The sequence below is a fragment of the Thermospira aquatica genome (assembly GCF_023525255.1).
Classification (GTDB): domain Bacteria; phylum Spirochaetota; class Brevinematia; order Brevinematales; family Thermospiraceae; genus Thermospira; species Thermospira aquatica.
In genome coordinates, this window is the sequence record NZ_CP073355.1 from 2,264,696 (window position 1) to 2,282,253 (window position 17,558).

The window sequence follows — 17,558 nt, forward strand, 5'->3', positions numbered from 1 at the left end:
ACTAGTCCTCCTTCACTGTGGCCTTCATATAGAGTACAGCAAACAGCGTCAGAATAATAAAGATAAATACCCCAACTGCCGACGCGTAACTGTACCTGAAATATTGTAAACCATCAACATACATCTTGGTTACAAGAATGTGCGCCTCCTCTGAAACTCTTCCTGCATCTGCAAATATGTAAATAATATTTACCATGTTAAAGGTCCAAACCGTTCCAAGAATAATCGCAGGCACCATGATAGGCATCAAAAGAGGAAGTGTGATATAGTTAAACTTCTGCCAACCAGAAGCCCCATCAATCTCAGCTGCTTCATAATAGTCCGAGGATATCGTCTGAAGACCACCCAGAGCAATCATCATCATAAACGGGAATCCCAGCCAGATATTCACCAGAATACACGCAGCAAAGTTCAGATAAGGATTCGCAATCCAGGAAATATCCTGAAGATTAAACGCAAACCTCAATGTATCGTGAACACCAATTTTTTCAAAGATAGCTGGTATAATACCATATTGGGCATTAAACATACCCTTCCATGTCGTGGCTGCAATATATTGAGGAATAGCCCAGGGAAGAATGAGGAATATGTAAAAGATAGATTTACCAGGGAGTTTTCTATTGAGGAGGGTAGCAAGCCATATCCCGATAGTCACATGGAAGAACACATTTACACCCGTCCAGATAATAGAACGAATAAATGTCCCCACAAAATCCCTTTGCAAAAGGAAGAGCAAAAATATTAATCCCTATTTTGTTTAAGACCATTCTTATATTCGAATTGCGAATGTCATAAACAGACAACATAAAACTAAAAAGAATAGGCAAAAGAATCACCAAAAAAATAGCAAGGTATCCTAAAAAAAGAAAACCCACTGGTTCATACCATTTTGCAGCAGGAACAACACCTCGTACAAGCTTATTTTGGCGTTTTTTCGCCACCTTCACGGTTGAAACTACCTCCGCCATCTCTCTCCTCCTTCAAAAACACATAATACAAATATAAAATAAAAACACGCCACCGGGACAAACCCGGTGGCAAATAGAGTTACATCTCTTTAATCTTAGCTTCAGCAATCTTCTGCATTTCTTCAGCAGCAGCCTCAGGTGTAACAGCACCAGTCATAACCTTCTTGAGGGTTGGGCCAATAGCATCCCATACTGCACGCATCTCAGCGTTGATAGGCATAGGAATACTCTGCTTTACCTGGTTGGCTGTAGCAGCAATGAAAGCATCTGCCTGAATGCGAGAATCTGCCATAGCCTCGAGGTTAGCAGGACTTTCTTTTGCCACGAGAGCATACTTCACCTGAAATTCCTTAGAAGCCATGAATTCAAGGAACTTCTTCACAGCATCAAGAACAGCCTTATCCTTGATGTTTGCATTGACAGAAACAGTCTTTGCTGCGTTCCAAGCCAAAATAGGAAGACCGCTTTCATCAACTACAGGAAGAACAGCAATCCCAAGCTTATCCTTGAGAGCATCAGCATAACCCTGGAAAGACCAAGGACCGTTAATAAGATAAGCGGCTTTGCCTTCTTTGAACATCTTATCAGAAACATCATAGTCGGATTCACGAGGAATCACGCCCTTCTGCTTCAAACCATAGTAATAAGCAAGAGCTTTCTTCATCTCAGGTGTGTTGAGGGTAGGTGTCTTGCCATCAGCAGCAAACACACGACCACCAAACGCACCAAGGAAAGTAACAAACCAGAAAGCTTCCGTCTGGTTAAACACCATCGGATAGGTCTTGCCATCTTTGTACTTTGCAGTAAGAGCAATAATCTCACTCATCTTAGTAGCAGGCTTATCAACCATGCTCTTGTTATAGAGCAATGTCAGTGTGTTACCAACAAGGATAGGCAAACCGTAAATCTTCCCCTCAAGTGAAGAAGCCTCAACGGCAGCAGGAGAGAGTTTCTTCACTACACCGGCAAGCATATTGTCTAGAGGCATGAGAATACCTGTCTGAACCATGGTACCAATGTTATCATTGGGCCCAAAGATCATCTCAGGACCACCACCGCCAAGAGCAGCTGTTCTAAACTGCTCGCGCAGATCCTCTGTACCATAGTGAGTGCGGACGACTTTGATGTCAGGATTTGCAGCCATGAACTCAGCAATCATCTCATCAAACACCTTGTCGATAGTGTCATCATGCTGTTCCCAGATGTTGATGGTAACTTCTTTCTTGGCACCACCACAGGATACGAGCACGAGACCCAACAACATTACCACGCTTGCCAGAGCGACAAGCTTCTTTGAGAAACTCCTTCTCATAGTCTCCTCCTTTCCATATTTTGGATTGTTATTTTTCATTATTATACCACAAGGCGGAAAAAAGTCAATAGTTTTTCCCCTCTTTTTGGAAAAAAATCAGCGCATTACAATTCCTTTCTTTCCAATATCCTTTCGATATTGCATACCATCAAAAGAAATTTTTGCCACTTTCTCATACGCACGATCAATAGCCCTGGAAAGAGTAGAAGATATCGCTGTAACACACAGCACCCTTCCTCCGCTTGTAACCCATTGACCTGGCGCCACAAGCTTTGTCCCTGCATGAAATACCAAACAATCCACCTCCGTAGAAAGATCACCTTTAATAGGCACGCCCTTCTTGTACGCTCCAGGATATCCCTCAGAGGCCAAAACCACCGTTACACAATAACCGGGATAAAAATCGATCTGAAACTCGTGGAGTTTTTCCTCCACTGTTGCACACGCTAGATCCAGAAAGCTTGTTTTCATCAATGGAAGAATCACCTGAGCCTCAGGATCTCCAAAACGAACATTATACTCAAGCACCGACGGCCCGTATTGGGTGAGCATTAACCCAAAATAAAGAACCCCTGTATAGGGATAACCCTCTTTTTTGAGTCCCATAATCGTAGGTTCAATGATATTTAGGGTGATGATCTCTTTCATCTTTTGATCAAGGAAAGGTACCGGGGCATACGCTCCCATACCCCCCGTATTCGGTCCCTCATCATTATCAAGAAGCCGCTTGTGATCCTGAGCAGAGGCCAACCAGTGAAAATGCTTTCCATCACTCACTACGAAAACACTCACCTCAACGCCATCCAGCCGATCCTCCAGGATAATCCTATTCCCCGCATCACCAAACTCTCTGTCCACCATCATACGACGGATAGCATCCATGGTCTCATCTTTCGTTCTGGCAACTGTCACCCCTTTTCCTGCGGCAAGCCCATCTGTCTTGACAACAAACGCCCTGTTTTGTTTTTCGACATAACGATAGGCATCTTCAGGCCGAGAAAAAACCTGAAAGTACGCTGTAGGAATACCATGTCTCGCCAGAAATTCTTTCATAAAAACCTTACTCCCCTCAAGGCGTGCCGCAGCCTTTTTTGGACCAAAAACTTTGATCTTATGTTTACGAAGCTCATCCACCACACCCGCAACGAGAGGAGCTTCTGGCCCCACAATCACCATTTCGATTTTCTCTTGCTGAATAAATTTCACTAACATCTCAAAAGGAGGCTCAAGAGGAATCTCTACATTTGTGCCATACTGATGGGTTCCCCCATTCCCAGGACAGATATAGAGTTTTGAAAGACGACTACTCCGCGTAATCGACCAGGCCATGGCCGCCTCTCTTCCCCCTCCACCCAGCAACAAAACTCGCATACCTACTCCTTGATAACATTCTTTTCGCCCAATAGTATATCAAAAAACACAAAAAACCGCAAGTAGAATACTTTCAAATACCTTATAAGTTGCAAAAAAAATCATTCTATGACATACTTTATAGAAGGAGGAATTTGCATGCGAAAAGATCTGCCTATCGTGGCTATTATCGGACGTCCGAATGTAGGAAAATCTTCGCTTTTTAATCTTCTTATCGGTGAACGAAAATCCATCGTTGATGAAACGGAAGGTGTCACAAGAGACATCAATATGGAACTTATTCAAACAGAGTATGGTGCGTTCTATCTCTACGATACGGCAGGTTTCCTCAAAGAAGGAGACAAATTTAACTCTCTTGTTCAAAAAAAAGTCAAAGAAGCCATTGAAAAAACCGACATTATTCTTTTCATGGTAGACGGGAGGAATCTTCACCCCATGGACAAAGAGATTGCAAGTTTTCTCCATGAACAAGAAAAAGAAGTCTGGGTTATTGCAAACAAATTAGACAATCCTGATATGGAAGTGCTTGCTTACGAATTTTACACTCTGGGTTTTAAGGAAATCATTCCATTTTCTGTAGTTCATAAACGAGGATATGCCACTCTCAAAGAAAAAATTGAAATCTGGGCTAAAAATCATGGCAAGTCTATTACTCCAATTCAAGATGAGATTAGGGTCGCTATCGTAGGAAAACCCAACGTGGGAAAATCCCAGCTCGTTAACACTATCCTGGGATATGAACGAAGCCTTGTGTCTGATGTGGCAGGAACAACCAGAGATGCCTTAGATGATATTTTTCAGTGGGAAGGGAAAACGATTCGCCTGATTGATACTGCCGGTATCAAGAAAAAATCCCGTGTTGCGGACGATGTAGACTACTATACCCAGGTTCGGACTATCCAGGCTATCGAACGCTCTGAGATTGTCGTTCTCCTCATTGATGCAGTTGAAGGACTTGCTCATAGTGACAAGGTCATCCTGGATATGGTTGCCGAAAAACGCAGAGGGCTTGTCATCGCCTTTAATAAATGGGATCTCAAAACCACTTCTGGTAAAGACAATACCGAAATGATGAAAGCATATGATGCCTATTTTAAGCAAGAGCTTCCCGAATTTACGTATATTCCTCTGCACTACATCTCTGCAAAAACAGGATACAAAGTTCCCCAACTTCTCCATCGAATACTCGAAATCCACGAATGGTTCCACAAACGTATCGAGACATCAGAACTTAACCAGTGGCTTCAAACTATCAAAGAAGCAAACCCTTACAAACAGGCATCCAATCTCCGGGTATACTATGGCACTCAAATCTACGAAGCACCTCCGGGTTTTCTCTTTTTTATTAACAAAAAAGAACACCTCCGCAAAGACTATCCCCGCTTTCTTGAAAAACGCCTTCGAGAAGCTTTCGGTTTCCCCGGTATTCCTCTGAAACTTATTTTCAAAGAAAAAACACGGGACGATAAGTCCTAAAAATAAAGGAGGTTCTTATGCCACCTAAAAAATCTACATCCACTTCCACAGAAACCAAAACCACTCGTGGAAGCAAGAAGAAACCCACTCTTCAAGAGCTTCAACATGAGATTGAGAAAAGGGCCTACGAGATCTCGATTGAGAGACGTTCTCGCGGGCTCCACGGTGATGAACTCTCTGACTGGCTCCAGGCAGAGACAGAGATCAAAGAAAAATACGGACTTTGACATCCAGGGGGAGTTTCTCCCCCCTGGTCCCAAATAAGGAGGCAAACATGGAATCGTTTACACTTCTTCTCACCATAGCGGTTGTTATGATAGCTGTGATCTTTGTCATTTCCAAGATGGTAGTGATCATTCAGCAAGCCGAGGTCATGATCATTGAAAGACTCGGAAAATACAACCGGATTCTCAAGGCAGGTATCAATATTGTCATCCCTTTCCTCGAAAAACCCCGTAAAGTCAAGTGGAAAGTTCAACGAAAATATGCTGAAAAGGTTTATTATTATATTACCGAGGTTGAAAGAATTGATCTTCGAGAAACCTTGTATGATTTTCCCCGCCAAAACGTCATCACCAAAGACAATGTCACCATCGAGATCAACGCTCTTCTCTATTTCCAGGTAATTGATCCTTACAAGGCTGCCTACGAGATCGAAAACTTCCCCGAGGCTATTGAAAAACTTACGCAGACCACCTTAAGAAATGTCATCGGAGAAATGGAGCTAGACGAAACCCTCAGCTCACGAGAAATTATCAACACCAAACTCCGTGCTATTCTTGACGAAGCCACAGATAAATGGGGAGTAAAAGTAAACCGTGTGGAACTCCAGGACATTCTCCCACCAAAAGAGATCAAAGAAGCCATGGAAAAACAGATGCGTGCCGAACGGGAAAAGCGCGAAATGATCCTCCGTGCGGAAGGAGAAAAACAATCCAAGATTCTCGTCGCTCAGGGAGACAAGGAAGCGTACATCACCCGTGCTGAGGGAGAAAAACAAAACGCTATTCTCCGTGCTGAAGGAGAAGCCACTGCCAAAATCCGCATCGCAGAAGCAGAAGCAGAGGCCATCCGAAAAATCAAAGAAGCTCTCGAGTCAAAATCTACCGACCCTGCCCAATATCTCGTTGCCCTCAAATACATTGAAGCCTTGAAAGATATTGCAGCCGGTAACGGAGGAAAGGTTGTATTTATGCCCTATGAGGCTTCTTCGCTTCTCTCTTCTCTCGGCAGTATCAAAGAACTTCTCAAAGATTTGAAATAGTCTCTAAAAACACAAAGACGCTTCTTTATGAAGCGTCTTTGTGTTCTCAATCAAAAAACACTAAAACTTTCAAAAAGAAACTTGGCAACTCAAAGAAAGTTTCAGAATCACTTTTTCCACTCTACCTCAACATTTACCCGAATACCACCCCGACTCTTCCAATTACCAATCACTTTTACCCATCTTGGCGACACCTTGGCCACAAAATCATCTAAAATTTTATTTATCGCATTTTCCTGAAAAATCCCCAGGTTTCGATACGAAGTCAAATACAGTTTGAGCGCCTTTTCTTCAACAAGATAGGTATCAGGAATATAACGAATAATCACTGTCGCAAAGTCCGGAAGACCCGTCTTCGGACAAACCGAACTAAACTCATCTGTCACCAATTCCACCACGTAATCCCTGTCATTGTAAATATTCTCAATAACCTCAAGAGGTGGTTCAATGACCAGATCTCGGATATGATTCTGTTTGTCTGTATACCCAGAGGTATCCCAGCTTTGATGGATTGCCATACCTTCCTCCTCTTTTACAATTTATAAAACCCATAACAATACAAAAAGCATCACTCCTAACACTACCCCCGCCAGGATAACATCCATATCCCTTCGCAGCAAGGTCCACACCATTCTTAGAAAAGGATGCCGCTGCCTCTCAAGGATAAACATCTTTGTTTCTTCTGGCAAATTTTCCCACCGTTCTTGAAACTCCTGCCTCTGTATCACTATACGGTAAACCATCCAACCGCCTGCAACAACCAGTACCACCAGAATGATATCCAGATAGTCATACAAAAAATTCTTCATGCCTCACTCCTTTTTCTAACTCAAATCTTATTTCATCAAATAGTTATACCGCTTCTTTTCTTAAAACCCTCCCACAGAGAACAAGAATCCCTGCCAGAACAAGCCAACCCAGAGCATCGAATAGTCCAACCCACCAATGCCAGCTACTTACCACACAGACCAGCGAAAGACCCCACACAAAAAAAGCCACCATTTCCAGCCACCAAAAACGTTTTCTTATCCCCACTTTTACCTCAGAGGTAAGCGTGCCTATCCAGAAACCAACCCGGAATATCCTATGCCACACAGAGAGGCCTAAAAATGCCGAAAAAACCATGAGAGCCAGCATCACCCAGGTAAACTCACGACGCTTCTTTGCATCATTCCAGAACACAAGCAAAAAAATATTGTATCCCGCCAGAGAAAGAATCTGAGCAAGCCCACGAAACTCCCACAATGCTGGTACCATAACAAACACACACCCGGCTATCAAAAAAAACGTTCTTGTTATTTCTCCCATGCTATCTCCTTCCAGTGAAAAACCGGTCCATCACTACAACACAGAGCATACGTCTCGTCTTTTCTTGGTATCACACACCCCTTGCACGCCCCAAATCCACAAGCCATCATACTTTCAGTGGAAAAATAGGCATCTCCACCAAAATTTCTCTTTTCAAGAAAACTTGCTATTGCTGACAACATTTTGTGAGGCCCACAGGCAAAGATCACCTTCTGAGAAAGATCCATTTCCTCCAGAGCTGTAAGAATATTTCCCTTCTTTCCCCTCGAACCATCATCAGTCACTATGACCACTCTTGATTGGTCAAACCAATCAAGAGGAGGAATAAAAGCCTCTGAGCGAAATCCCATAACGAGTTGGGATGAGGGGTAGTGACGCTGCAACCACACAAAAGGTGCAACCCCCACTCCTCCACCAACCAAAATAACCTCTTTGTTCACCAAGGGAAATCCCCTCCCAAGAGGACCAACAAGAGATACTCTATCATGCCTGTACCTTTGAGCAAGCAGGGCTGTTCCCTTTCCACGAATTTGTACCAAGAGCTTTATCTCTCCTTTTTCTCTCCTACAATCAGCAATACTTACCGGTCGACGTAAAAGGGGATCAAGAGCCTCCACAACCCGAACATTCACAAATTGCCCTGGTTGAGCTTCCTTGGCAATCATCGGAGAATGAAAACTAAGCAAGATATACTCCCCTCGTACCTGAATGTCTTCTAAAATAGCCCACTCTTCATACTTCATTTTATCATTCCTGCCTTTTCAAGGTTGTATATTCTAAACCAAAAAACAAGGAATGTCAATTTCTTAGAAAAATAAAAAAAGGCTGCCAAACGGCAGCCTTTCCAGTCAAGAGTGTTTACTGCTGTGCTGGAGCATTGGCTCTCTGTTGAGCTTTAGCCTGCTCATAGAGCTGAGTAATATCAGAGAGACGCTTCAACTCAAGGATTCTCTTATCGAGACGTTCCTTGGCGAGAATACCCCACTGAGCTTCATCATCGATATCCATCTCTTCACGGATGATGGCTCTATCAAACTCCATATCCACATCCTTGAAGTAGACAACAAAATCTCCACCCTGTTCGATTTCAGGTTTGTACACGATATAGCCATCAAAAACTACATAAGGATAACTTCTTGGATAGAGAGGAATCCTCTGAAGTACTCTATCACGAACATCATCAGTATACTCAGGATTCTGCCAGAGGAGTTTTCTCCAACCCTCAAACCATACAGAACCCATGAAGAAATCTTTGGTCTGATCCATGCGGTCGCGAAGCCGAATACCTACCTGCATCTGATAATTCAAACCATACACCCAGGTAGAAATGCTCTTGATCTGACCTACGTTAGCAAGCAGCCCCATCACGAGGGAGTTCTCCTCTCCACCCTCAGCATTCACAAACGAACCGTCATCATAGTAGGCAAAGATATCAAAAGGAGGCTTTATCAACGCCCAAGAGAGGAAACGCCCTTCAATAAAATGAATACGAGCGCCCAGAACGGTACCTCCCTCACTCTCCCAGCGTTTACTCTTCACCGGCTTCGTATACGACAGAACATTGTTCTTTGTCGTATTGGCCGACGGAGCAAGAATAATACGCCAGTTCGAAAGAGACCAATCAGCACCGGTAAATTTTACCTCAGGATAACCGTAATCCTTTAGGTTGATGCTGTTTGTATTTTGTGCACGAATAGCCTCATCCTTTTCCACAACTTTGGCTATATTAGCCTCAAAGGTGGGAAAATGGATCAGCTTTTTCTGGATAGCACCAAACCCGGATGTAGTTATCCACAATAGACTCAGGATAGATAGAAACGCCACTCCTTTCCTCATATCTCCACTCCTTTAAAAAGGTATTTTGTGTCTCTTATAGTATACAGGAGAATTTTCTCCTGTCAACCCCTCTCAAGTTTTTTTCTTCTATGCCGATACATCGAGAGGTGTTATTGGGTATTTTTACTATCGGATATACCCTAGCAAAAAGTTTAATCAAAATAAAAAAAATCCCAAAAAATTTTTCACCACATTCCTATTTTTACCGAACTTTTATAGGATAAAAAAGATTCCACCTCCCGACCAAAACCCTTTCATAACTTCCTTCCACTAAAATACTACATTTTTCGATGGGACTACCATTTTCTCCTAATGTCGCAAACAAACCCTCTAACCAACGCTCAACAAGGAGGGGATGTCTTTGAACATCCGTCAAAAAATCCTTACTAAAATTCATCACCAGATGGACTGGTTTCTTTGGAGGAACAACCCAAACAGACTTTACTTTCGCATCCAAAAACCATATCTCTGGCGGGTACGAGAGAGGTCCTTCAAAATACTGTCTGACAAGGGCAGCGTCTCTTCCATATTGTTTAAACGCTGATACGCTAAGAACCTGTTTGTCTACAATTTTTTGTCTTTTGGGAGAATAGTATATCATTTTTACTTTCGGTGGGGCTGTTAAAACGAGAGAGACTCCACCTGCCACAATCACTATCCCCAACATACTTACAATCCACAAAAGATGTTTACGTTGAATTTTCATACGTTTCCCCTCCTTGCGTTGTATCGACGAACAAAATTATCCAGACCTTTCGCAAAAGATTTGACCAAACGAAGTTGATATTCTTTTGATTGGAGCAATTTCACCTCTTTCGGATGGGAAAGGTATCCCACTTCCCAGAGAAGCGCCGGCAAAGGACTAAAACGAAGCACATAAAAATTGGCACTTTTCACAAAAACCTGCGAAAAACTCGCGGATAGAGAAGTTTTTACATCCCTGGCAAAAGCATAGGAAATCCTCGAAACACCTTCTCTCATTAATACATTGAGCACACTATAAAACCCCTCGGTATGCTTCACATCATCCATGCTAAAACCCGCGTTTTCTGCGATCTCAACCGCTGAAGCCCCTGCATCACTTGCTTTATCAGACAGATAATAGATCTCTATACCTCGAACCTTAGCATTTAAAGAAATATTTCCATGAACAGAGACAAAAAGTGCTCCTTCTTTTTTTTGCCAGACATCATAGGCAAACTCTACCCTCTCAGAGAGAGAGAGGTATTTGTCCCCTCCACGGGTGAGAATCACACGATAACCTAGCGTTTCAAGCTCCTTTTTGAGTAAAAAAACCATCTCAAGCACCAGATCTTTCTCCCTAACCCCACCCTTTCCTATGCCACCAGGATCCTTTCCTCCGTGTCCTGGATCAAGGATCACTGTGCGTATAGGTCGAAAAAGATCCTGTCCCTGGATAACCACAGGAGATATATTGGTTTCTTTCTGAGTGTTTGTTTTCCGAACGATATTATTACTTACGGGAACTATCACATTGGTATTTGTTGCTGAAGAAGATACTCCCCTGGAAGTATTTGTCAAAGGCTTTGCATTTGTTTCACTCACTTTTGTTTGAAAAGTTGGATGGTTGGTCTGTCCATGGACATTTGTTTCCATGGCCCTGGCAAACCTACGGACAAGCTCCTCTCCTTCATCGGAGAGGACCATTCTCCCATCCTTCTCCCACATCATTCCGCGATCAAGATAATATACCTTACCATCAAAAACCACATAAGGCATGGTCATGTAAACCCGGCAGAAACGATTCGTCTGTAGCGATCGAAGCTCTGCATATCCGAGATTCCAATCATAACGAAGGGAAAGAGTGTATTCTCGTGCTAGATCCTCAAGTGAAGCCGTTGCCACCAGAAAAAAGAAAGAAAACAAACTAATGAAAAGATACATCCCTCTACGCATCGTTCATCCACAGATAATAGATTCCCTTGAGCATGAGATGAGTATCTACTATATTTACTCGATGGCTTGTCTGTTTTATAACTTTAGAGAGCCCTCCCGTGGCAATAACGAGGGGATTCTCCCAACCAAGTTCGACCGTTATACGGGAAACTAGTTCATCGATCATAGCCCCATGTCCGTGAAGAATACCACTGCGAATTCCATCGACTGTATTCTTGGTAACTATAGTCGACGGAAGAAGAAGCTCAATGTGAGGAAGTTTTGAAGCCCTCTCTGTAAGTGCCCGAAGAGACGTTAACATCCCGGGAATAATAACCCCTCCCTCATACGAAGTCCCCCCTTTGAGGATATCAATGGTCGTTGCTGTACCAAAGTCTATGACAAGAGCATCCCTGCCAGGGTATTCTTTCGCAACTGCATAAACATTGACAAGCCTGTCTATACCTATTTCCCGGGGATAATCATAGTGAATTTCAAGAGGAACATCCAGACTCTGCAAAAAAACAGGTTCGCGTTCATAATATTTTTCAAACATGTGACGTATTTCGTAGTTTAACTCCGGCACTACACTTGCTACAACTACATCCTCTCTGGATATTTGTTTTAATCCCCAGCGAGTTCGTAAAACCTCATACTTTACCATCCAATCATCATGGGTTAATCCCTTTTGAGTAAGAAAATGAGCACTTTCCAACGGGCGAGAAACCCCCTCCTGGAAAAGCCCCAGTGTGACATTGGTATTACCTATGTCAATGGCAACAAGATAATCACTGCGTCTCATCTTTCAGAGGCCTCAACATGAGTTGTTTCATAACCTCGAGTGGATGCTGATGCTCATAAATGACATTATACACCGCCTGAGAGATAGGAACCTCTACCCCTTCTTCCCCTGCCATCTTTAGCACAGGACGAACAGTTTCCACCCCTTCTGCTACCATTTTCATACTGGCAAGAATCTCCTCGATAGATTTCCCCTGTGCCAGGGCTTCTCCCACTCTTCCGTTGCGACTATGACGGCTGGTACAGGTAACAATCAGATCTCCTGCCCCTGCAAGCCCTGAAAAGGTAGCTTCCTGGGCTCCCTTTTTAAGGCCAAGACGTCTCATCTCAGCAAGACCCCGCGTAATAAGAGCTGCCATCGTATTGTCTCCAAAACCAAGTCCCCGCACCATGCCAGCGGCTATGGCTACCACGTTCTTGATAGCCGCACAGAGTTCTACCCCGATAACGTCTGTATTGCGATACACACGGAAAAACTCTGTCGAAAAAGCCTCTTGAATAGCACGTGCTGCCTCTTCGTTAAGGGAAGCAGCCACAATGGCAGTAGGCACATCCCGACTCACTTCCTCAGCATGGGTTGGGCCAGAAAGTGCTACAATATTTTCATGGCCGGGAAGTTCTTCAGCAAGAATCTCTGTCATGCGTTTTTCCGAGGGAAATTCGAGGCCTTTGGTTGCGCTCACAAGCAGCTGCCGGGGTTTTACACGAGGGGCAAAACGCTTCACCACCGACCGGAAAAATTTCGAAGGTGTAACAAAAAGAACAATATCTGCATCATCAACCACCGCATCTTCCGTGGTGAAAACAATATCATCAGGAAGTTTTACCCCAGGAAGATAGTAGACGTTTTCTCTTTTTTCGTTAAAAAGAGCTGCTTCTCCCTGATCGTAGGACCAGATAGTTACCCTGTGATTTCGACGTATCTGGAGGGCAAGGGCTGTTCCCCATCCCCCACCACCAATAATGGCTACTTTCATAGATCACCCCAATTTTTTCTGGAGAATTTCATTGACAAGTTTTGGATTGGCCTGTCCTTTCGTAGCTTTCATGACTTCACCTACAAAGAAACCAAGGAGGTTTTTCTTTCCTTCCCGGTAGCGCTGAACCTCCTGAGGATTTTTGGAGAGAATATCATCAATCAGAGTTTCAAGAGCAGAAGTGTCGGTAATCTGTTTGAGTCCTTTCTTCTCCACGATGACAGATGCCGATTCGCCAGTGTCAACCATTTCAGCAAATACATCCTTTGCCATCTTTCCACTGATCACGTTTTCCTGAATTAAGTTCATCAGATCTGCAAGCTTAGCACTCGAAATTCTTTCTTTAGCAAGACGGGTAATATCCCATCCCAACTCATTCAACACGGCCATGACCTCGCTTTGGATCCAGTTGGCCACTTTTTTGGGCTCTATCCTGGTCTGTCTCACCACATCCTCAAAATAGTCAGCCATCTCTTTTTCCTCAGTAAGAACCTCAGCATCAGCCAGCGTGATGCCATAGTCTCTGACAAACCTTTCTCGTTTCTGCTGAGGAAGTTCCGGGAGTTCCTTCTGAATCTTCTCCACGAGATCGCGGCCAATCCTCAGAGGTGGAAGATCGGGTTCGGGGAAGTACCGGTAATCGTTAGCTTCCTCTTTGTCGCGCATCGGAAAGGTTTTGTTCTGTTTTGCATCGTAAAGACGGGTTTCCTGGATAATTTTCTCCCCATTTTCTAAAAGAGCAATCTGACGTTCGATTTCATATTCGATAGCCTTTTTCACCCCGTTAAAGGAATTGAGGTTTTTGATTTCCACCTTTGTCCCAAATTCTTTCTGCCCTACGGGACGAACGGAAACATTCACATCACAACGGAGACTCCCTTCCTCCATATTTACGTCAGAAACCTCAAGGTACTTCATAATACTTCTCAGTTCCTTAAGGTAAAGATACGCCTCTTCACTACTCCTCATATCTGGTTCAGACACGATTTCCAGAAGTGGAACGCCGGCTCGATTGAGATCAACCGCAGAATACGGTTCACCCTCAAGATGGATAGATTTCCCTGCATCTTCTTCCATATGAATGCGTGTCACCCCGATGCGCTTGGTTGTCCCATCCGAGAGGACAATCTCTATCGCTCCTTTCTGACAGATGGGATAATCATACTGGGAAATCTGGTATCCCTTGGGAAGATCGGGATAGAAGTAGTTTTTTCTATCAAACTTTGAAAACTCTGCAATGTTTGCCTGAATGGCCAAACCTGCAAGAATCGCTTTATGAAGCACCTCTTCGTTCAAAACAGGCAAAACCCCTGGCTGTCCCATACACACCGGACAAACATGGGTATTGGCTGGTGCTCCAAACTCTGTAGAACATCCACAAAAAATCTTCGTCTTCGTGTTAAGCTGCACATGAACCTCAAGACCGATAACGGCTTCATAGCTTTTCATTGTTTCCTCCGTCGATTTCAAGAAAGTAGCCATTTATTATAGAATAAAATCAAAAAAACATCAAAAAAAGAGAACTCTTTTACTCAAGCATGTTTCCCAGTAAGTACCCGCTGACACTTGCCTGCATCAGTCCTCGGGTCCAACCAGCTCCATCTCCTATCGCATAGAGATGAGAAACAGAGGTTTCAAAGTTTTTTACCACCAATCTCTGAGAGTAAAACTTTACCTCCACCCCATACAGGAGTGTCTCGGAACTAGCAATACCCGGAGCTACATTATCCAGAGCAAGAAGCATTTCGATAATATCGGTCATAGTACGATACGGAAGTACGAGACTCAGGTCCCCGGGCAGGGCATCCACAAGAGTTGGCCTGAGATTCCCTCGCTGCAAGCGTTCAGGGGTTGTTCTCCTCCCTCGTTTTAAGTCTCCAAACCTCTGCACAATAATACGATTCCCCGAAAGCATATTGCCAAGCCCGGCAATATATTTCCCATACTCAACAGGTTGATTAAATGGGCGTGTAAAAGCATGGGAAACCAGGATAGCGAGATTGGTATTTTCTGTTTTGAGTTCTTCGGATTTATAGCTATGACCATTCACAACAGCGATATTCCCTTCGTAGTACTCTGTAGCTACCACGCCACCAGGATTCTGACAAAAAGTGCGTACCTTGTCATCAAACGTTGGAGTATAGTAGATAAACTTCCCTTCATACATGGTTTCATTGATCTCTTTCATGATTTCGTTGCGCACCTCTACCCTTACCCCAATATCCACTGGTCCAACCTCATAGGCAATATTATACGTGCGTACGAGACTGGAAAGCCATTCGGAGCCTTCTCTGCCTACCGCGATAACCACATCGTTTGCTGAATAGATCTCATCAGCTACAACACCCGTAACGCGACCATTTTCTACCACAATATCCCGCGCCGGACACTGAAACCGTATCTTTACACCTTCGGACAAAAGTTTCTTTTGAAGTTTCTGATAGATTTCTGCACTTTTTTCCGTCCCGAGATGTCGTAAAGGATTTTCAACGAGCTGAATGTGGCTTTTGATAGCTCGAGCACGGATCTCTTCTATTTTTTGTGGATTATCTACACCATAGATATGACTATCGGCGCCGTTTTCCCTGTAAATTCTATCAACATCTTCAATTGCATCCCGAACCACGGAAACATCAAAAAGATCCACGAGATCCCCCCCAATGAAAGGGGAAAGAGAAAGCTTACCATCGCTATACGCACCTGCCCCTGCAAACCCTGTGGTAATATTGCAAGGGGAACAATGCTGACAGGGCTTCCCCTCTCTCTTTGGACAGATACGTTTCTCGAGGGGACGTCCTTTCTCAAGAATGAGAATGGAACGATTCGGCCAGCGTTCATGGTAGCGAAGTGCTGTAAAAATCCCCGCTGGCCCTGCTCCAATAACAATCAAATCATAATGAGAAAAGCTCATTCCTTTCTGTATTTCACCTTTGTCTTGTTTTCTGTTGCCTTTTGCCAATCAGACTCCCAGAGACTGAGAATATAGTACTGTGCCTCAGAGGTAAGGCTGTTTGTCATCTGGTTTGCCTGATAACGAACACCGTTCTTACGAAGCACAAGATACACTCCATCAAACTCAAATCGTTTCACTGAGGTAGCTGAAGACACAAGGAACTGCAAAATCTCAGGATGTTTGGTAAGAGCATAAGGAAAGACATTTCCTTCCGCATCCTCTGCGTAAATATCCACCAGCGAAAGTTTCGGGAGATGAACATACCCAAAAGGCTGGTTGGCTACCAGAGACTTCCAATCCCCCATAGGGGCAGCCATAACCTGGTCGAGCGTCTGATAGAGAATATTCGAGTTTTTCGACCAGAGTTCATTAAAATGAAGGGCAAGATAGGACTTGAGTAACCTCTGCTGAGCCAAACTCGAGAGATTGTCAAAAGAGGTCATACCCTGAACACGAATCACATGGTACTGTTTGTTTTCAAAGACGGTTCTTTGAATAAGTCCAGGTTCAAATTTTTCTCCCAGAGCCTCAAAAATACGCGGATTCTTTTCTCTGGTTACTGTGGTAGATGTTTTGATTACCGCATCCCCGGGAAGACTGGCTATAGCCTTTTCCCAGCCATTTTGAACCACATTCGAAAAAATCTGCTGAGCAAGCATCCTATTGGAAACGATAGCCTTATTGGTCACCGTAATAATATCCACAACGAGGGTGTCCACAAAGTTGGTTATATTCTGACGAAAATACTCTTCTAGATCAGACTTCTGGATAAAACGGGCAACAAAGTTTGTTTTCTCTGTAAACACAACATCGACATCAAAAGTAAGTGCTTTTGTATCCTGATAGAGAAGCATTACCGAAACAGGGGAGAGGAGCACCGTGTTTTGAATTTCTCCCCAAGATCCGAGGAAAATATCCCTTGTATACCAGATATCCAAAAACTCCCTTTCCCCAAAGGTTGGTTTGGATGAACGATACATGGCCTGAGCAAGCTGGGTATAAAAGAAATCCGAAGGCTTCACACCAAGACGCTTTACATAGAGCATCTGTCCAACGGTTTTCGCATAGTTTTTAATAGATTCCTGATAGAAAAGCGATTCAATATCCTTATCAAAACTTACTCCCTGAGCCTGGAGACGATTCTTCTGATCATCATACCAGTACCCAAAACCCGTATCTACACCCTCAAGGAACCACTTTCCATTCACCTTTACCAGCTTTTGACGCATCCTGCCATGGGATTCAAAGGGATTATACGCCAAACTGATCACAAACGAAATAATAATAAGAGAGGTAAAAAGTACTAAAGCCGCATAACGGATACGTTTCACAAGTTCTTTCCTTTTCTCTGATGCTGATGCCATACATTTCTCCTGTTTTCTTTTCAAGCGTTGAG

Annotated in this window: 19 protein-coding genes; 3 read left to right on the forward strand and 16 right to left on the reverse strand. The window is 43.6% G+C overall.

The window, feature by feature from the left end; translation table 11 throughout:
• Position 1: 1 nt before the first annotated feature.
• From KDW03_RS11005 to purD, 4 genes are all read right to left on the reverse strand, one after another.
• A complete protein-coding gene (locus tag KDW03_RS11005) occupies positions 2 to 667 on the reverse strand; it encodes a carbohydrate ABC transporter permease (protein WP_271435123.1) in 666 nt (221 codons plus the stop codon).
• A complete protein-coding gene (locus tag KDW03_RS11010; RefSeq protein ID WP_271435124.1) occupies positions 618 to 968 on the reverse strand; it encodes a hypothetical protein in 351 nt (116 codons plus the stop codon). The genes KDW03_RS11005 and KDW03_RS11010 overlap by 50 nt, the downstream gene beginning before the upstream one ends.
• A gap of 79 nt (positions 969 to 1,047) precedes the next feature.
• The gene (locus KDW03_RS11015; protein ID WP_271435125.1) at positions 1,048 to 2,280 is read right to left on the reverse strand and encodes a sugar ABC transporter substrate-binding protein; all 1,233 of its coding nucleotides are present in this window, start codon (positions 2,278 to 2,280) and stop codon (positions 1,048 to 1,050) included.
• A gap of 96 nt (positions 2,281 to 2,376) precedes the next feature.
• The gene (purD, locus tag KDW03_RS11020) at positions 2,377 to 3,651 is read right to left on the reverse strand and encodes a phosphoribosylamine--glycine ligase (RefSeq protein WP_271435126.1); all 1,275 of its coding nucleotides are present in this window, start codon (positions 3,649 to 3,651) and stop codon (positions 2,377 to 2,379) included.
• Between the two features lie 138 nt (positions 3,652 to 3,789).
• On the opposite strand from purD, the gene der reads away from it, so the two are divergent.
• From der to KDW03_RS11035, 3 genes are read left to right on the forward strand one after another with little or no spacing between them, the layout of a single operon-like run.
• The gene (gene der, locus KDW03_RS11025; RefSeq protein WP_271435127.1) at positions 3,790 to 5,127 is read left to right on the forward strand and encodes a ribosome biogenesis GTPase Der; all 1,338 of its coding nucleotides are present in this window, start codon (positions 3,790 to 3,792) and stop codon (positions 5,125 to 5,127) included.
• Between the two features lie 17 nt (positions 5,128 to 5,144).
• Positions 5,145 to 5,354, forward strand: coding sequence for a DUF2934 domain-containing protein (locus tag KDW03_RS11030; RefSeq protein ID WP_271435128.1), 210 nt, complete (start codon positions 5,145 to 5,147; stop codon positions 5,352 to 5,354).
• A gap of 47 nt (positions 5,355 to 5,401) precedes the next feature.
• Positions 5,402 to 6,391 (forward strand): SPFH domain-containing protein, encoded by a 990-nt coding sequence (locus KDW03_RS11035; protein WP_271435129.1) that lies wholly within the window; start codon positions 5,402 to 5,404, stop codon positions 6,389 to 6,391.
• 107 nt (positions 6,392 to 6,498) lie between these two features.
• On the opposite strand, the gene queF is transcribed toward KDW03_RS11035, so the two are convergent.
• From queF to KDW03_RS11095, 12 genes are all read right to left on the reverse strand, one after another.
• Positions 6,499 to 6,909: a preQ(1) synthase gene (gene queF, locus KDW03_RS11040; protein ID WP_271435130.1), complete on the reverse strand. Its 411-nt coding sequence runs from the start codon at positions 6,907 to 6,909 to the stop codon at positions 6,499 to 6,501.
• Between the two features lie 21 nt (positions 6,910 to 6,930).
• On the reverse strand, positions 6,931 to 7,200 hold the full coding sequence (locus KDW03_RS11045; RefSeq protein WP_271435131.1) for a hypothetical protein: 270 nt from the start codon (positions 7,198 to 7,200) through the stop codon (positions 6,931 to 6,933).
• Between the two features lie 43 nt (positions 7,201 to 7,243).
• Positions 7,244 to 7,699: a hypothetical protein gene (locus KDW03_RS11050; protein WP_271435132.1), complete on the reverse strand. Its 456-nt coding sequence runs from the start codon at positions 7,697 to 7,699 to the stop codon at positions 7,244 to 7,246.
• Positions 7,687 to 8,442, reverse strand: a complete 756-nt coding sequence (locus KDW03_RS11055) for a dihydroorotate dehydrogenase electron transfer subunit (RefSeq protein ID WP_271435133.1) — start codon at positions 8,440 to 8,442, stop codon at positions 7,687 to 7,689. Before KDW03_RS11055 ends, KDW03_RS11050 begins: the two co-directional genes overlap by 13 nt.
• Positions 8,443 to 8,557: 115 nt before the next feature.
• Positions 8,558 to 9,535 carry a flagellar filament outer layer protein FlaA gene (locus KDW03_RS11060; RefSeq protein ID WP_271435134.1) on the reverse strand — a complete coding sequence of 326 codons (978 nt, stop codon included), beginning with the start codon at positions 9,533 to 9,535 and terminating at the stop codon, positions 8,558 to 8,560.
• 202 nt (positions 9,536 to 9,737) lie between these two features.
• Entirely contained in the window at positions 9,738 to 10,241 is a 504-nt protein-coding gene (locus KDW03_RS11065; protein WP_271435135.1) for a hypothetical protein, read from the reverse strand.
• Positions 10,238 to 11,452, reverse strand: coding sequence for an N-acetylmuramoyl-L-alanine amidase family protein (locus KDW03_RS11070; protein ID WP_271435136.1), 1,215 nt, complete (start codon positions 11,450 to 11,452; stop codon positions 10,238 to 10,240). Before KDW03_RS11070 ends, KDW03_RS11065 begins: the two co-directional genes overlap by 4 nt.
• Positions 11,445 to 12,233 carry a type III pantothenate kinase gene (locus KDW03_RS11075; protein WP_271435137.1) on the reverse strand — a complete coding sequence of 263 codons (789 nt, stop codon included), beginning with the start codon at positions 12,231 to 12,233 and terminating at the stop codon, positions 11,445 to 11,447. Before KDW03_RS11075 ends, KDW03_RS11070 begins: the two co-directional genes overlap by 8 nt.
• Positions 12,220 to 13,209: an NAD(P)H-dependent glycerol-3-phosphate dehydrogenase gene (locus KDW03_RS11080; protein ID WP_271435138.1), complete on the reverse strand. Its 990-nt coding sequence runs from the start codon at positions 13,207 to 13,209 to the stop codon at positions 12,220 to 12,222. Before KDW03_RS11080 ends, KDW03_RS11075 begins: the two co-directional genes overlap by 14 nt.
• Positions 13,210 to 13,212: 3 nt before the next feature.
• Positions 13,213 to 14,658 carry an Asp-tRNA(Asn)/Glu-tRNA(Gln) amidotransferase subunit GatB gene (gene gatB / locus KDW03_RS11085; RefSeq protein WP_271435139.1) on the reverse strand — a complete coding sequence of 482 codons (1,446 nt, stop codon included), beginning with the start codon at positions 14,656 to 14,658 and terminating at the stop codon, positions 13,213 to 13,215.
• 79 nt (positions 14,659 to 14,737) lie between these two features.
• The gene (locus KDW03_RS11090; protein ID WP_271435140.1) at positions 14,738 to 16,120 is read right to left on the reverse strand and encodes an NAD(P)/FAD-dependent oxidoreductase; all 1,383 of its coding nucleotides are present in this window, start codon (positions 16,118 to 16,120) and stop codon (positions 14,738 to 14,740) included.
• A complete protein-coding gene (locus KDW03_RS11095) occupies positions 16,117 to 17,526 on the reverse strand; it encodes a hypothetical protein (RefSeq protein WP_271435141.1) in 1,410 nt (469 codons plus the stop codon). Before KDW03_RS11095 ends, KDW03_RS11090 begins: the two co-directional genes overlap by 4 nt.
• Between the last annotated feature and the right edge of the window lie 32 nt (positions 17,527 to 17,558).

What these genes read in the sequence shown, in the direction of transcription:
- queF (WP_271435130.1), bottom strand. Translation starts at nt 6,909, where the DNA reads ATGGCAATCCATCAAAGCTGGGATACCTCTGGGTATACAGACAAACAG.
- KDW03_RS11010 (WP_271435124.1), bottom strand. Translation starts at nt 968, where the DNA reads ATGGCGGAGGTAGTTTCAACCGTGAAGGTGGCGAAAAAACGCCAAAAT.
- KDW03_RS11095 (WP_271435141.1), bottom strand. Translation starts at nt 17,526, where the DNA reads ATGGCATCAGCATCAGAGAAAAGGAAAGAACTTGTGAAACGTATCCGT.
- KDW03_RS11060 (WP_271435134.1), bottom strand. Translation starts at nt 9,535, where the DNA reads ATGAGGAAAGGAGTGGCGTTTCTATCTATCCTGAGTCTATTGTGGATA.
- KDW03_RS11080 (WP_271435138.1), bottom strand. Translation starts at nt 13,209, where the DNA reads ATGAAAGTAGCCATTATTGGTGGTGGGGGATGGGGAACAGCCCTTGCC.
- KDW03_RS11090 (WP_271435140.1), bottom strand. Translation starts at nt 16,120, where the DNA reads ATGAGCTTTTCTCATTATGATTTGATTGTTATTGGAGCAGGGCCAGCG.
- KDW03_RS11070 (WP_271435136.1), bottom strand. Translation starts at nt 11,452, where the DNA reads ATGCGTAGAGGGATGTATCTTTTCATTAGTTTGTTTTCTTTCTTTTTT.
- KDW03_RS11045 (WP_271435131.1), bottom strand. Translation starts at nt 7,200, where the DNA reads ATGAAGAATTTTTTGTATGACTATCTGGATATCATTCTGGTGGTACTG.
- purD (WP_271435126.1), bottom strand. Translation starts at nt 3,651, where the DNA reads ATGCGAGTTTTGTTGCTGGGTGGAGGGGGAAGAGAGGCGGCCATGGCC.
- der (WP_271435127.1), top strand. Translation starts at nt 3,790, where the DNA reads ATGCGAAAAGATCTGCCTATCGTGGCTATTATCGGACGTCCGAATGTA.
- KDW03_RS11075 (WP_271435137.1), bottom strand. Translation starts at nt 12,233, where the DNA reads ATGAGACGCAGTGATTATCTTGTTGCCATTGACATAGGTAATACCAAT.
- KDW03_RS11030 (WP_271435128.1), top strand. Translation starts at nt 5,145, where the DNA reads ATGCCACCTAAAAAATCTACATCCACTTCCACAGAAACCAAAACCACT.
- gatB (WP_271435139.1), bottom strand. Translation starts at nt 14,658, where the DNA reads ATGAAAAGCTATGAAGCCGTTATCGGTCTTGAGGTTCATGTGCAGCTT.
- KDW03_RS11055 (WP_271435133.1), bottom strand. Translation starts at nt 8,442, where the DNA reads ATGAAGTATGAAGAGTGGGCTATTTTAGAAGACATTCAGGTACGAGGG.
- KDW03_RS11050 (WP_271435132.1), bottom strand. Translation starts at nt 7,699, where the DNA reads ATGGGAGAAATAACAAGAACGTTTTTTTTGATAGCCGGGTGTGTGTTT.
- KDW03_RS11035 (WP_271435129.1), top strand. Translation starts at nt 5,402, where the DNA reads ATGGAATCGTTTACACTTCTTCTCACCATAGCGGTTGTTATGATAGCT.
- KDW03_RS11065 (WP_271435135.1), bottom strand. Translation starts at nt 10,241, where the DNA reads ATGAAAATTCAACGTAAACATCTTTTGTGGATTGTAAGTATGTTGGGG.
- KDW03_RS11015 (WP_271435125.1), bottom strand. Translation starts at nt 2,280, where the DNA reads ATGAGAAGGAGTTTCTCAAAGAAGCTTGTCGCTCTGGCAAGCGTGGTA.